A 13,737-nucleotide genomic window follows, 5' to 3' on the forward strand; every position below is an offset into this window, starting at 1 on the left:
ATAAGGGAGTTGATACCATGTTTAAAAAGATAAATGATTATATAAATAACCATTATATTAAAACGTTCGTGTTGGCGTTAGCCGTTGCAACCTTACTTCGCGTTGCAATTGAATTTTTTGTGAATGGTCATTTTTTAATGATTGACTGCCTTGCAGCCGCTGTGGTCACTGTTGTCGTTGCGGTTTTAATTGGGTTCGATTTTAAAAAAAAATAAAAAATCTGCCCTAACCTACTTTTTAATGAAGTAAGTTAGGGCAGACTTTTTATTTTTGTAAGTAACTGGTAATGCCACGTTCAAACCGAGCTAAGCCGTCTTCAAGTCTTGCTTTAGGGCAAGCATAGTTCAGACGAATGAATTGACGTCCATTTTTACCAAATATGTCACCCGCCGATAAGTACAAGCCGGTTTCTTTTCGGATAAAATCACATAATTCAGTCGTATCTTCGGTGACTTCAGTACAATCAAGCCAAGCCAGATAGGTTGCTTCAGCATGAATGACTTTTACTTGAGGCACATTTTTGCGCATAAATGATTCAAGATAAGCCTTGTTAAGCATTAAATAATCAAGTAGCTCACGTAACCACGCATCCCCTTTGGTAAAAGCCGCAATCGCAACTTCAATCGCGAACACATTGGGTTCTGCGACTTCATCGGTGTTGATACCGCGATTCACTAACGCTCTAATTTTAGGATTTGGCACAATAATACTTGCCGTCTGCATCCCCGCAATATTGAAAGTCTTCGTTGGCGCTGCGCACATAATCACATTTTGCGCAATTTCAGCAGAAACTGACGCAAATGGCGTATAAGCATACCCCGGATGAGTTAAATCACAATGAATCTCATCTGAAAGTAACAAGACATCATACTTCAAACAAAGGTTACCCACTTTTAACAACGTTTCACGATCCCAGACTTTCCCAATCGGATTATGGGGATTGCAAAAAATGAAAAGTGTTGTCTCTGGACGAGCTAATTTTTCTTCCAAATCTTGATAGTCAATGCGGTAATTTTCATTTTCAAAAATGAATTCACTCACCAACACATGACGCTGGTTATTGATAATTGAATTATAAAAAATATTATAAACCGGTGATAGTACCACCACATTATCATTAACCTGTGTCATTTTGCGGACAATTGACGAAATTGCTGGCACAACTCCGGTTGAAAATAGGATCCAATCCGTTTCCATTTTAAATTGATGCTTCGTTTCCCACCAGTTAGCAACAGCTTCATAATAGCGTTCTGGCACATCCGTATAACCTAAGGCTGGTTTAGCCAGTCGATCCGTGATGGCTTGTTGAATTTCAGGCGCCACTTCAAAATCCATATCCGCTACCCACATCGGTAACTCACCTTCTTGGACATCCCACTTCATTGAATCCGTATCAAAACGGTTCGTCATTTTATCAAATTGACTCATTAGACTTGCTCCGATTTAACTTGATAGGTTGTTTTAGCTTCATCAATACTGTCATCATCAATAATCAGTTCGTCAATGCCAGCAGAAATAATTTTACCTGAAATTGGATTTTTAACGCTCTCTAAGTGAGATGTTACGTCAATATCAACTGTTGAGTATTCAAAAGCAAGATCCGTATGAATAATCTTGCTATCGCCTTTAACCGTCACATCTTCCATGTAACAGAAACCTTGTTCACTGGCGATTGTACAATTAATAAACGTGACATTTTTTGAATTCCAGCCTAAATATTCACCTGTAATTTCTGAATCGTAAACTGTGACATTCTCACAATTCCAGAAAGCATCTTTTGTGACAATTTTAGCATTGTGAATTTCAATATTTTTTGCACCATCAAATGCGTAATTACCTGTTAAGGTGAAATTTTTGATGGTTATATCTGAACTATTCATCGCAAAATAATTGCCGTTAGCCACTACATCATTGAGTTCGATTTGGCTACAATTCCAAAAAGTTTCTTCTGCGTTAGGCAATTGAACATGATTTAATTCAATATCTTGACCACGTCTAAATGTTTTAGGTGCTTGAATAACTGTGTTGTTAATTTTAATATGATTTGTGTACCAAATACCTGAACGAGCTGATTCTGTTAAAATAGAATCGTCAATTTGCACGTTTTCGCTGTACCAAACTGGGTATTTCCATTTAAAAATATCATTTTTTAATGTTATATCTCGGCTTTCTTTTAATGGTGATTCCCCATTTTCAAAAACTGAATCTGTAATCGTCATTTCCTTGGCATTAAAAAGCGCACGTTCTCCGGTTAATACTTGTTGATCGATAAATTTCATTATTAAGTCCTTCTTTCTATTCCATAGTCTAATCATACAACTTAAAGTTAACTCTAAGTCAAGCAATTATCGCAATCTATTGTGTCCTTGTTAAGGCTAAAAAGTCTCGCAATTGTTATTATATTTCTGCCTATGTTATACTAAGTATATAAAAAGAAGCCCTGCTTCAACAGGACTTCTCTTGTAGAACCGTTTAAGACGGTGACTAGACTTAAGTTAAGAAATAACCGTTATCTTGCCAAAGATAATGAAGTGCCCCAATAAAGTTGGACTTAAAAATCTAACTTTATTGGGGTGTTTTTTATGACAAAATATGAAATAGATTTTAAATCTAAAATGGTGAGCTTATACTTAAGTTCATCTTATAGTTACAAAACTCTATCGGATGAATTTAATGTTTCGGCACAAAATATTAAATATTGGGTTTGCTTGGTTGAAGAACATGGGTATATTGGGTTGCACCATGTATCACGACAGCATCAACCTATTAAATTTAAATTAGAAGTCATTAAATATGCATTAAATACAGGATTAGGACCTAATAAAATTGCTTCTCATTTTTTAATATCTCCTTCAACTTTCCAAAGATGGTTCAGTATTTATCAAAAACACGGTATAGTTGGCTTAAAAGCATTAGAAAAGAGACAGACCATCATGATAAATAAAAAAAAGAAGTATAAAATTAAAGACAATAATAAAAATAAAAAAATAGAAGAACTTGAAAACGAACTTCAGTTAGTAAAAATGGAACGTGATATCTTAAAAAAATTCAATGCCGTAGTTCGAAAAGTGGAAAACAAAAGTTCCAAGTAGTTTACGAACTACGGCATGATTATCCATTAGATAGCTTATTGTCCATGTGCGATTTAAGACGGTCAACTTATTACTATCATTTAAAGCACCTATCTAAGCTTGATAAATATACTGATATTAAGCACTTTATTCGTGAAATATTTAACAAGAGTAAGCTAACCTACGGTTATAGAAGAATTTGGTTCTTATCTCTTAAAAATGGGTTTAATTACTGTAAAGAAACTATCAGATCACTAATGACGCAATTAGGATTAAAGGTAACTTTGTACAACAAGCATAATTCCAGATATAATTCATATAAAGGGACCGTCGGTCACGTAGCTCGTAATTTACTCAAGCAAACGTTTAAAGCCACAAAACCATTAGAGATATTTCATACCGATGTTACACAAATTAAAACTGAACAGGGCTGGGGATACATCTCCGCGATTATCGATCAGGGTAGTAAAGAAATTGTGTCCTATCAAGTTAGTGTTCATCCAGATTTGAAATTAATCAACGATACGCTAAATGGATTAAAAAATTATAATGACAATTCGATACTACATTCGGACCAAGGGTTTATGTACCAGAACAAAAATTTCCAAAAAAAGCTATGTGGTATGGGAATCATTCAAAGTATGTCACGTAAAGGAAATTGTTTAGATAACGCACCAATTGAAAGTTTTTTTAGTTTACTAAAAAGAGAATGTTTGAATAGAGAAACTATCGTTTCCATTACAGATTTAAAAGAAAAAATGGCAGATTATATTAACTGGTATAATAATGAAAGAATTTCTTTAAATAAAAAAGGAATGACACCTGTAGAATATAGAGAATCTTACAGGTGTCACACTTTGAACTAACATATTAATATTTTTGTCTAACTTTATTGGGGCACTTCATTAAGAGATGGTTATTTTTTTGTCCTAATTTTACAATGACGAGAACTAATCCTATAAATGACATCCATCTCTTTATATAGACTCCGTTTTTATTTTACTGACATTGCTTACGCACGAATGCTAATACACCGCTCAATAGAATTAATCCTAATCCTGCCCACATTGATTGGAAATTAATTTTCTCACCTGTTTTTGGTAATGTTCGTCGCTTAACTTCTTTTTTACTTACTGGTTGTTTCACTTTATTGCCTTTTTTCATAATAACTTTAGTTTGTTGTTTTTTCTTGGTTACATATTTTTGTGGTATTTTTTCAGATGTATGCCCGAGTATTGGTTTATCTGCCCCTGATGTATCTGGTTTATTTACTACCGATTTATCCGTACCTGGTACATCTGGTTTGGGAACTACTGGTTTACTTGGTGTCACATCTTCTGTTCCGTTACCCGTTCCATTCCCACCATTTTTAGGTGTATAAACTGCAACCGTAGAAGTCGTAAAGTCTTCCCCAGTTAATTCTCCTGAGTTAGCATATGTGGTTGAAACACCCTCATCAGTTGCTCGTGTATCGTAATTCATCACAACTGTATCAGCTAAATCTCCAAGAGTCAGTATGAACCCGGTTTGCCCATTTTCAACAATTTGGTCCTTAGTTATTGCTGACGTTTTATTAAAAGTATTATTCGTATAATATCCATGCGCAGCATCAATTGAACCTGAAATCAAAATTTGATTTGCGCCAATTGTATCCTTATAAATTGCCTTTTTAATCTCTTTTTGTGCATAATTTAATCGAACCGTCCAATGAATCAAGGTTGGATCTTTAGCATCAACCGACCCCCATTTATATAAAGTTTCAACTTGATCAGGCAACCCCTCACCCTCATCAACGTTAATCGTTGTTTCTCCTGTTACGCCCCAATCAACTGATACACTAGAGCCACTGGAAACCAATTCATGATTCCAGCTAACCCAAACAGATAGTTCGCCTGTGATTGCTGCTTGATTGTGGGTTTCAACATACTTTGTAACTGTCACAATCAGTTTCCCTGTTGTTTTATCAGCTGTTGCATTCCCAATGACTTCCCCATCAGGATTCTCAATTTTGAATGAGACCGTTTGATTTAGAATAAGTTGTTTCGGTAAATTAATCGTCATCTGATTGCCAGACTTCAAACCACTATTAGCTGGAATCGTGAAGTTATAATGAGCTTGCATATTATCATATTGCTTAAAATCAGTTTTTACCTGACCGTTTTCATCCTGTAATTCTGCTTTTGTAACGTAGCTATCTCCTTTATCAGCCGCTTGAGCTTGCTTCCCAGCTACAACTGTCACTATAAAAATGGCCATTAAAATAACTCCGATACGCTTCATTCTTTTTCCCATTTGGCTAATCTCCTTTTATTTATGTTTAATAATCCCTTTTTTATCTCTCAACAGCCGTTTTAATTCTGATAATTTGCGATAAGAAACATACGCAACTGCATCATTTTTAAAAATAATCGTTTTTTTCTTAAGATCAATTTCTTTTATCCAGTCAAAGTTAACTAAATAACTTTTATGGCTTCTAAATAATATGGGGTAGTCCTCTTCCATATCATTCATTTTGACATTCAACTCAATACTTTCATTCTGTTTATGTAAAATGATTTTATGTGAATTCGTTGCTGTTTCTAAAAAAATCACTTCACTAATGGCCGTTTGGTAAACATGCGCCCCCACTTTGTAAGAAAATAAACGTCCTTTTTCCTCTTTACTAGCTAGGTAACGTTCATTCGCAATACGAAAATCATCAATTAATTTTTCTTTAACTTTTTCAATACCCAGCCCTTTATCAATATAATCCAAAGGTTCAACTTTACGTTCAAACGTCATCATTGCCATCTCAGCATGTGATGTCACAAAGACAATTTTTGCAAATGTATCACGTTTACGAATTTCAGTTGCGAGTTCAATCCCGCTCATGTCATTATCAACCTCAACATCCAAAATATAAAGTCCCGTAATATCAGGGATTTGCTCCAATTTAGCCAGAATATCAGCTGAACTTTTAGACACGACACCCCAAACAACATCAAAATCATTCATAATCATTTGGTTGTTTAAAACTTCTTTTTCAGCTAATAATTGTCGTTCATCATCTTCATAAATAAAAATGGATAACATTAATCTACGCCTCTCTTCAAAATCACATTTGCTTCAAATTGATTGCCATTAATTCGAACCACAAATTGACTACCTTCATATTTTGCCATCGTCTCCCGAATAATTTTCAATCCCTGACCACGGCCTTCACCTTTACTACTTGAATCAAAGAAATTTATTCTCTCTGTGAGTATTTGATCGAATTCATTTTGCATAATCACCTCATCAAAATCTTGGTAGCGAACTAACGCGATATTCAAAAAGCGGTGTTCTTCTGGTAAATCAATCAAAGCTTCAATGGCATTATCAAACAGAATACCTAGTACTCGAATGGCATCTACACCAGCCATTGTAAATTCAAATTCGGTGTCAACTTCCAAATGGACTTTAATAGCTTGGTTCTGCGCAGCAATAATTTTGTTATACATCATTAACTTAATTTGTTCATTCTGAACCCGCGCAATTGTTTCAAATCCGGTACTATCCATTTTGATTTGATTTCCCGATTCTTTTACAACTTCATGAAAGTATCGACGTAGCTCTTCTCGGTCGTCATTTTGAATATAATGCTCTAATGTAAGTAAAATATTTTGATAATCATGTTTGAAACGTCGAAGTTCTTTATTACGCTGTTCAATTTGATCAATATATGTTTGATGAATCTGTTGTACTTGTAACTTATTTTCAAGTGTCATCCGTTTTGTATAACTGTCGAATACAAAATAGGTCATGAGCAAAATTGCACCAATCACGATCACTAGTACCAAAATAATAACGCCAATAAATTCAAATTGAATTTTTAAATATCTGGCACTAAAAATAATCAATGAAATTAATGAAATAATACCAATGAAATCATAAAATGATAATTTTTCTAGATAAATACTATCTAAATTTCTTTTCTTTGATAGTCTTTGCTTAATTAAGCGCAATCCCCCCCAAGCAGCTACCCCTAATCCTATGACTAAGAAAAAATGTATTCCTGGATCCGTATCTGTTAATTCTTTAATGTTTGTCTTAAATCTAAATTCGTACAAAATTTTAAAAAGGAATGTTTCGAAGTTAGCAATAATCATGTAAACTACAAACGCTATTAATGATGTGTTAAGCGCATGATACATCGGCAATGGTTTTGAATTCATACAACTATAAAAAGTAAGTGTTCCTATGATATAAATAAAATAACCGATATTTCCAATAACTCCGCAAATTATTGGAAATATCAGTATATCGATTATCATTTTAACTTTTACTTTTGGTGTTTTCTGTACATCTTGGCTCAATAAATACTGAAAAAGACTTAATAAGATAATAGCTTCAAAATCAAAAAGTAACATTTGTAGTGGCGTTACATTTAACATCCGCGGTTTCTACCAACCAAATGCATGTTTAATAGAAGACCATAAACTTCCACTAGTTGCATACCCCATCGCACGGCTACTTATATTATTAGGTCGTTGGAACCCTTTATAATGTGTTGATGCGCTCACGGCACTGCCTGCTTGCATCATCAATATGAAGAGTGCTGATACAGCTAAAATTTTCTTTAATTTCATTAGTTGTTCCCCCCTAAACTTTATCATTTATATCATCCTGTATGTTCGTTACTAAGCTTACTATTCATAAGATAGTTTATCTACAAAAAACACCAAACGTTACATTATTGACCCCAAGCGTTAATAATTTTAATTATTTGACAACCATTCTGTAACACTTTGCCAATTGTCATCTGATACAATAACTCGCGGTATATCTTTTAAATCAGTATGTTGTGTCACAACTCCTGGCTTTAAAGAAAATATTGCTGAAATACCTTGTGTCATTAAATAATTAGCCATTTTTCTAGTCAGTACACCATATGGCGATGCAAAATATCGTGTACTTGAACTTGGTATTTCTTCCTTCAAATGACTTTTATTTTGTTTGAAATCTATTTTAAATGCTTCATAATTTTTATTACTTGCTAAAATTGGGATACCATTTATTTGACGATGCATATTATCCGTATGGTAGCCAATAGTTGCTCTTGACATCTTCGCAACCTGTTTCAATTCAGAAACATTTGCCATCTGTGAGCCATCCATGTAATCACCTGTTTTCCCAGAAATCACAAATGATGTGAACGGCAATTGGGTTTTTTTTAATACCGGTAAAGCATTTTCAATCACTGTTCTATCAACATCATCAAACGTAATGACAATATATTTTTTAATCACCTGTTTATGTTGAATCCGCCACACCATCTCTTCAGTAGAAATAACCGGAATATGATGTTGCTTAAGATATGACATTTGTTGTTTAAACTTTGAAATATTGACGTTAAACTGATGTAGTTGTGAATTGGTACTCATTTTTTGTCCCAAACTCACCAATTTATCATCTTTCAAAATTCGATGGTAGCAAAGAACAACGATACCTTTTTTTGATTGATTTAACGTAATTTTTTTATCCGTTTCTAACTGTTCATGTGCTTCTTCTTTTGACATCGTCATCCCAGCATGATCAACTCGCATAAAAATAGCACCAATCATTACAATAAGAATAATGCCAATCATAATTTTACGGTTGTGTCCCATTATGCCCTCCTCGTGGCATCCTCTGACTACCGACGATTAATAGAATGATAAATGTCCCTAAAATAATGACATTATAAATCACAAATTGTCTCAATGTGAAGTTCATTAATAAATAAAGTGTTACCAACCCATCCGAATATATTCCTGTTATAAAAAATATAAATAAACCCAGTGAAAAACCCACACTACTCCATGCAACTATTAATAATAATGGTTCAACAATTCTCATGACCCCAACCCGTTTTTTACGAATAATTAATTGGTTCACTGTCATTTAATCCCCCTATCAGGGCTTTCCCAACGCCCATCAGTCTGTTTTGAAAACAAGTACGTTAGCTCTGCTGCAATTGCTGTATATAAATTCAATAACCAATAAAAAATAAGATATATTGGAATCAATAAATTATCACTCATTATAAGGCCTGCTGATTTTCGATTACTAATAATACCTATCAGAAATTGAATTAAACCAATAACCATATAGATACACAAAATCAACCCATTCATTTTAATTGCACCCGTTCTGAATGTCATAAAAAAATATTCAGCACTAGCAATCAGAAAACACCATGACCACAGGTGGCTAATAATCATCTCCGTTAATAGTAATCGTTCACCAATATCCCCGTTCCACAATATTTTGCGATTTTTCACTAAAACTTCAAGTCCACCTACAGACCACCTTGTTCGTTGCTTGATTAATCCTCTAATAGTTTCAGGAACCAAGATCCAACAAATAGCTTTAGGTTCATATTTAATTTTCCATCCCTGTTGGTATAACTTCCAAGTTGCATCAATGTCCTCAGTCATGGCTGCTTCGTCCCAACCACCAGATGATTCTACAGCTTCAGTTCGGTAAAATGAGATGACTCCAGAAAGGGTCATAATTTGATTCATAAAAAATGATTGTGCCTCTTTAATGTTCGCAATTATACTGGTATATTCTAACGTTTGAACACGACCCAATAAAGTCGTTCGATTACGAACGATTGGTCGACCAGTTACTGCTCCTATTTTTTTATCAGATAAAATGGTCTTTACTAAATATTCAAGTGCATCTGACTGAATATATGAATCTGAGTCAATAACCAATATGTAGTTACTATTTGTTTTTTTTAATGCAGTATTCAGCGCCCTAGCTTTGCCACCATTAACTTTTAAATTTAAAATCCTAATTTTTTCTTGCGTATACTGACGCTTCAATTGGTACATTTTAGATACCGTATCATCCTGACTCTTATCATTAATTAAAATAATTTCATAATTTTCATAGGTTAGTTCCACCAACCCAGCGACTGTTTCAGCAATTGTATCTGATTCATTATATGCTGGTACAAAAATTGAAATCATCGGTTTTTCTGTTACTTTTTCAATCGTCTGTTTTGCGAGATACCGGTTCAATAAGCTGCCTGTAATCCAAACGACTGACATTATCAACGGATAGTAGGTCACAAATGAATTAAAATATATCAGCATCTTTCCACCTTAAACTTCCTTCATTACTAGAACTTTTACAACCTAATTGTACGTTAAATCACTTACAAACTAGCCATAGTCCATCAAACGTCCCCTTTATTTTCTTGAACGCAAAAAAAGTGATGTCCGACAATTTTGTCAAACATCACTTTAGAGATTAATTTTCTTTTCTAATTAATTGTCAAAAACGTCTTTAGCAATGTTAAATGCTGACCAAGCTTTAGGCCAACCCACGTAAAAGGCTAAATGTGTAATGACTTCAGCAATTTCTTCTTTTGTAATCCCATTTGCTTTACCGATTGCCATATGTGCTGGTAATTGTTCAAGATTCCCACCTGAAATCAAAGCTGAAATGGTAATTAGGCTGCGTTGGTGTGCTGGTAATTCACTTTCGCGTGACCAAACTTCACCGAATAAAACATCATCATTCAATTCTGCAAACTTAGGTGCAAATTCACCCAAGTTATCGCGTCCTGCTGTTTGTTTCTCTGCCATAATTATCGACCTCCTATTAGTCTTCTAATTTACCGTATGCTTCGTCATCAACTGCTTCTAACCATTCTGGTGTTCCAGCTGTGATTGCAACATGTGAGAACCAGCTATCTTTTGTTGCACCATGCCAATGTTTAACGCCATCTTTTGTCACAACCACGTCACCTGCTTTTAAACGACGAGCTGCTTGGCCTTCTTCTTGGTACCAACCTTCGCCGGCAGTCACCAATAATAATTGGAAACCGTCGTGATGGATGTGCCAGTTGTTACGTGTGCCAGGTTCGAAAGTAACGTTACCAACACCCACGTTAATATCTGGATCTGCCACTAACATGTCTAAATAACTTTGACCGACAAAGACATCCTTGTAGGCTTCATTTTTTTCACCAATTGGGAAAAGACCGTTCTTAACTTGTTCTTCATTCATTATGATTACCTCACTTTATTTTTTGTTATTCTCATTAAAACACTTAGAGCAAGCTCTAAGTCAATCGTATATTGCAAATTGTTGTAAATATTTTTCAAAACTAATATCTTCGGTTTCTTCATCTTCATTTGTTTCACGTGAAACTTTTCCGTCATACCAATCAATCTTGTGAGACACAATTTCTACATTGTGTTGCAATTCTGCTACCTCAGCCAATGCATTTTCTTTTACTTTTTCAAGCATTTCACGACGTTCCACAATTGTTGAGTCCCCTTTTGCTCGTAACTGAACATACTTTATAAGTTCCGTAATTCGCATCCCAGTTCCTTTAAGATGAAGTAAAAACCCAACCCATTTAATATCAGCTTCCGTATAATAACGTAGTCCTGATACGTTTCGATGAGGTTTAATTAATCCTTCTTTTTCATAATACCTAAGCGTAAAACTTGATAGTCCGACCAATTTGGCGAATTCTCCAATTTTATATTCTTTTTGACTTGCCACCTAATCGCCTCCTTCAATACTATCTATTAAAACACTTAAAGTTAACTCTAAGTCAAGGATTTTCAAAAAATAAATTAACTAATTCACTAACTATCTCGTAGCTGATTAATTGATTTACAGTTTTCTTATTTAATATTGGTTTGTCTATCTTTTGCAAATGGACTTGTGTCAGCTGTTTCGTTATATTTTTTACGATCTTTAGCAGTCATTGATGTGACATATCTTTTTTGTTGGATATCTAATTTATAAATGGCCAACATATTAGCATCTATATCAGCATAATTTGCGTAATAGGTTCCTGTAATAGCCGCTTCAATCAGAATATCATTATGTGAAACAGCAGATTTTTCGTTTTTAGAATTAAGTAGTTGTTTATTACCCTCTGCAACCGTCATTTTTTTATATTTAGAAATTTGTTTGGAGTCTGTTTTTGCTTTCTTAGCTGCCTTCACCTTTTTAGCCGTTTGATACGTTAACTGTCCGGATTTTACTGACCCTTTACCGCCTGCTTTATCCGTAACTTTAGCAAAGACCGTTTTAAGTTGTGGTCTTAGTTTATTCCATGTAGCCGCATCCGCCGTAATTTGTTGAATTGTTTTATCTTCTTGACCCGATTTTTCATTATAAGTCGTTTTAGCTTTCTTATTTAAACTAATAGCTTTACCATAGTTTATTTTTTCTTTATCATAACTCTTTTTATTTCTTGTCTGTTTTTTATCTAACTGAGTTACTTTTGAATTAATCTTCGTAACTTCATTTTTATCAGCTATATAGGTACTTAATTTTAAGTACGCAATCACACCAAAGACAACCGCTAATAAAATAAATAAACCAGACAACCCATTAATTATGTTCCTTTTTTTCATCTTAAATTCCCCTAATTTTACTTTCAGAACGGTTTAATAAGTCTTTAATTGTTCCTTAACGTCTGACTTAGTTGCCCCTTTTTTGATATTCAATTTTTCATTTTCTCTATTCAAATTATAAACCGTTATCAAATCCTTAATTTCAGATTCTGATAACTTTTTGTCAGTTTTATAATTAGCGAGTACTGTTTTCGATGTTGTTACCTTATTTGCATATAATTTTGCAAAAGTCTTAATCGCACTTGTCATTTGGCTATGATCAGCCGACGTTAACGCCTTCGTTTTATTAGCTATAATTTTAGTGTCTGCTTCGACAGACTTGGTTGATCCTTTAACTGTTGCAGCACCGGTTAATTTTTCTGATTTTTTTACTAGTTCCTTATTAACCATTTTTTTCTGTTTCAAAACAGTTTTGGCGGCATCAACATTGATTGTTTTCAACGTTCTTGAATAGCCCCATATTCCAACAGCAACTAGTAAACAAACTAACGAAAGCCCAAATAACCACTTTTGTTTTTTTGAAATGACTTGTTTTTCATTGTTATTCATCCTATTTCTCCCTATTATCCCTAACTAGCGTATAGCCTAAATGATTAAAAAAAGGCAGCCCCCAAAGGACTGTCTTTTAATTCTTATTTAGGTGCACGTTTAAGGTATGTACCTTCTTGTGTATTAATTTCTAAAACATCATCTGCAGCAATAAAATCAGGAACACTGACAACAAGTCCTGTTTCCATTGTTGCTGGTTTACCTGAACCAGTTGCTGTAGCACCTTTAATTGAGGGTTGCGTTTCCGCAACACGCAATGTCACAACTGTTGGTAATGTTAATCCAATCACTTCTGTCCCATAAAATTGGATTTTAACTTCCATATTTTCCAACAAGAATTTAGCTTCATGTTCGATAATTTCTCTTGGAATTTCATATTGTTCGTATGTTTCTAGATCCATGAAAACAGCCAAAGTATCTTGGTTATATAAGAATTGAACAGGTTTTGTTTCAATGTTAGCTTGTTCAACCTTAACTTCTGGACGCATTGTTGTTTCAACAGTTGAACCAGAACGAATATCACGTAATTTCATACGCATAACCGTGTTACCCTTACCAGGTTTGTGGTGACTTGCTTCTAAAACTCTAATTAATTTACCATTTTGTTCAAAAGTCATTCCGGCTTTTAAATTGATTGCTTCAATCATAATTTATTATCTCCCTTTTTATAAAACGTTTCTTCCTGAGTATACCAAATTGAAAAGGCTTAATCTAGGTTTCTATCA

At 34.1% G+C, this 13,737-nt stretch carries 18 protein-coding genes; 3 read left to right on the forward strand and 15 right to left on the reverse strand.

Going from position 1 to position 13,737, the window contains the following annotated elements; translation table 11 throughout:
* Positions 1–17: 17 nt before the first annotated feature.
* A complete protein-coding gene (locus ACVQ8P_RS06560) occupies positions 18–215 on the forward strand; it encodes a hypothetical protein (protein WP_462298417.1) in 198 nt (65 codons plus the stop codon).
* A 49-nt stretch (positions 216–264) separates the two neighbouring features.
* Here ACVQ8P_RS06560 and ACVQ8P_RS06565 read toward each other — a convergent pair whose 3' ends face one another.
* Positions 265–1,428 (reverse strand): MalY/PatB family protein, encoded by a 1,164-nt coding sequence (locus tag ACVQ8P_RS06565; protein WP_462298418.1) that lies wholly within the window; start codon positions 1,426–1,428, stop codon positions 265–267.
* A complete protein-coding gene (locus ACVQ8P_RS06570) occupies positions 1,428–2,279 on the reverse strand; it encodes a DUF3737 family protein (RefSeq protein ID WP_462298419.1) in 852 nt (283 codons plus the stop codon). The genes ACVQ8P_RS06565 and ACVQ8P_RS06570 overlap by 1 nt, the downstream gene beginning before the upstream one ends.
* Before the next feature lie 303 nt (positions 2,280–2,582).
* Between ACVQ8P_RS06570 and ACVQ8P_RS06575 the strand changes: the two genes are divergently transcribed.
* Complete coding sequence (locus ACVQ8P_RS06575) at positions 2,583–3,092, forward strand: helix-turn-helix domain-containing protein (protein ID WP_462298420.1); 510 nt, start codon at positions 2,583–2,585, stop codon at positions 3,090–3,092.
* Positions 3,047–3,937, forward strand: coding sequence for an IS3 family transposase (locus tag ACVQ8P_RS06580; RefSeq protein WP_462298550.1), 891 nt, complete (start codon positions 3,047–3,049; stop codon positions 3,935–3,937). The genes ACVQ8P_RS06575 and ACVQ8P_RS06580 overlap by 46 nt, the downstream gene beginning before the upstream one ends.
* A 133-nt stretch (positions 3,938–4,070) precedes the next feature.
* Here the strand turns inward: ACVQ8P_RS06580 and ACVQ8P_RS06585 are convergent, their stop codons facing one another.
* The 13 genes from ACVQ8P_RS06585 to efp form a co-directional block, all read right to left on the reverse strand.
* Positions 4,071–5,363, reverse strand: a complete 1,293-nt coding sequence (locus ACVQ8P_RS06585) for a collagen binding domain-containing protein (RefSeq protein WP_462298421.1) — start codon at positions 5,361–5,363, stop codon at positions 4,071–4,073.
* A gap of 15 nt (positions 5,364–5,378) precedes the next feature.
* Entirely contained in the window at positions 5,379–6,143 is a 765-nt protein-coding gene (locus tag ACVQ8P_RS06590) for a LytR/AlgR family response regulator transcription factor (RefSeq protein ID WP_462298422.1), read from the reverse strand.
* Complete coding sequence (locus ACVQ8P_RS06595) at positions 6,143–7,483, reverse strand: sensor histidine kinase (protein ID WP_462298423.1); 1,341 nt, start codon at positions 7,481–7,483, stop codon at positions 6,143–6,145. The genes ACVQ8P_RS06590 and ACVQ8P_RS06595 overlap by 1 nt, the downstream gene beginning before the upstream one ends.
* A 9-nt stretch (positions 7,484–7,492) precedes the next feature.
* Positions 7,493–7,678, reverse strand: coding sequence for a hypothetical protein (locus ACVQ8P_RS06600; protein ID WP_462298424.1), 186 nt, complete (start codon positions 7,676–7,678; stop codon positions 7,493–7,495).
* 129 nt (positions 7,679–7,807) lie between these two features.
* Positions 7,808–8,698: a polysaccharide deacetylase family protein gene (locus ACVQ8P_RS06605; protein WP_462298425.1), complete on the reverse strand. Its 891-nt coding sequence runs from the start codon at positions 8,696–8,698 to the stop codon at positions 7,808–7,810.
* Positions 8,682–8,972, reverse strand: a complete 291-nt coding sequence (locus ACVQ8P_RS06610; protein ID WP_462298426.1) for a hypothetical protein — start codon at positions 8,970–8,972, stop codon at positions 8,682–8,684. Before ACVQ8P_RS06610 ends, ACVQ8P_RS06605 begins: the two co-directional genes overlap by 17 nt.
* Complete coding sequence (locus tag ACVQ8P_RS06615; protein WP_462298427.1) at positions 8,969–10,174, reverse strand: glycosyltransferase; 1,206 nt, start codon at positions 10,172–10,174, stop codon at positions 8,969–8,971. The genes ACVQ8P_RS06610 and ACVQ8P_RS06615 overlap by 4 nt, the downstream gene beginning before the upstream one ends.
* 174 nt (positions 10,175–10,348) lie before the next feature.
* Entirely contained in the window at positions 10,349–10,669 is a 321-nt protein-coding gene (locus tag ACVQ8P_RS06620) for a carboxymuconolactone decarboxylase family protein (protein ID WP_462298428.1), read from the reverse strand.
* A gap of 16 nt (positions 10,670–10,685) precedes the next feature.
* The gene (locus tag ACVQ8P_RS06625) at positions 10,686–11,093 is read right to left on the reverse strand and encodes a cupin domain-containing protein (RefSeq protein WP_462298429.1); all 408 of its coding nucleotides are present in this window, start codon (positions 11,091–11,093) and stop codon (positions 10,686–10,688) included.
* A 60-nt stretch (positions 11,094–11,153) separates the two neighbouring features.
* The gene (locus ACVQ8P_RS06630) at positions 11,154–11,597 is read right to left on the reverse strand and encodes a MerR family transcriptional regulator (RefSeq protein ID WP_462298430.1); all 444 of its coding nucleotides are present in this window, start codon (positions 11,595–11,597) and stop codon (positions 11,154–11,156) included.
* Between the two features lie 125 nt (positions 11,598–11,722).
* Entirely contained in the window at positions 11,723–12,463 is a 741-nt protein-coding gene (locus tag ACVQ8P_RS06635) for a hypothetical protein (protein WP_462298431.1), read from the reverse strand.
* A 33-nt stretch (positions 12,464–12,496) separates the two neighbouring features.
* Positions 12,497–13,012, reverse strand: coding sequence for a hypothetical protein (locus ACVQ8P_RS06640; protein ID WP_462298432.1), 516 nt, complete (start codon positions 13,010–13,012; stop codon positions 12,497–12,499).
* Positions 13,013–13,095: 83 nt separating this feature from the next.
* Complete coding sequence (gene efp, locus ACVQ8P_RS06645) at positions 13,096–13,659, reverse strand: elongation factor P (protein ID WP_462298433.1); 564 nt, start codon at positions 13,657–13,659, stop codon at positions 13,096–13,098.
* Positions 13,660–13,737 lie beyond the last annotated feature (78 nt).

The sequence above is a fragment of the Dellaglioa sp. BT-FLS60 genome (assembly GCF_054941065.1).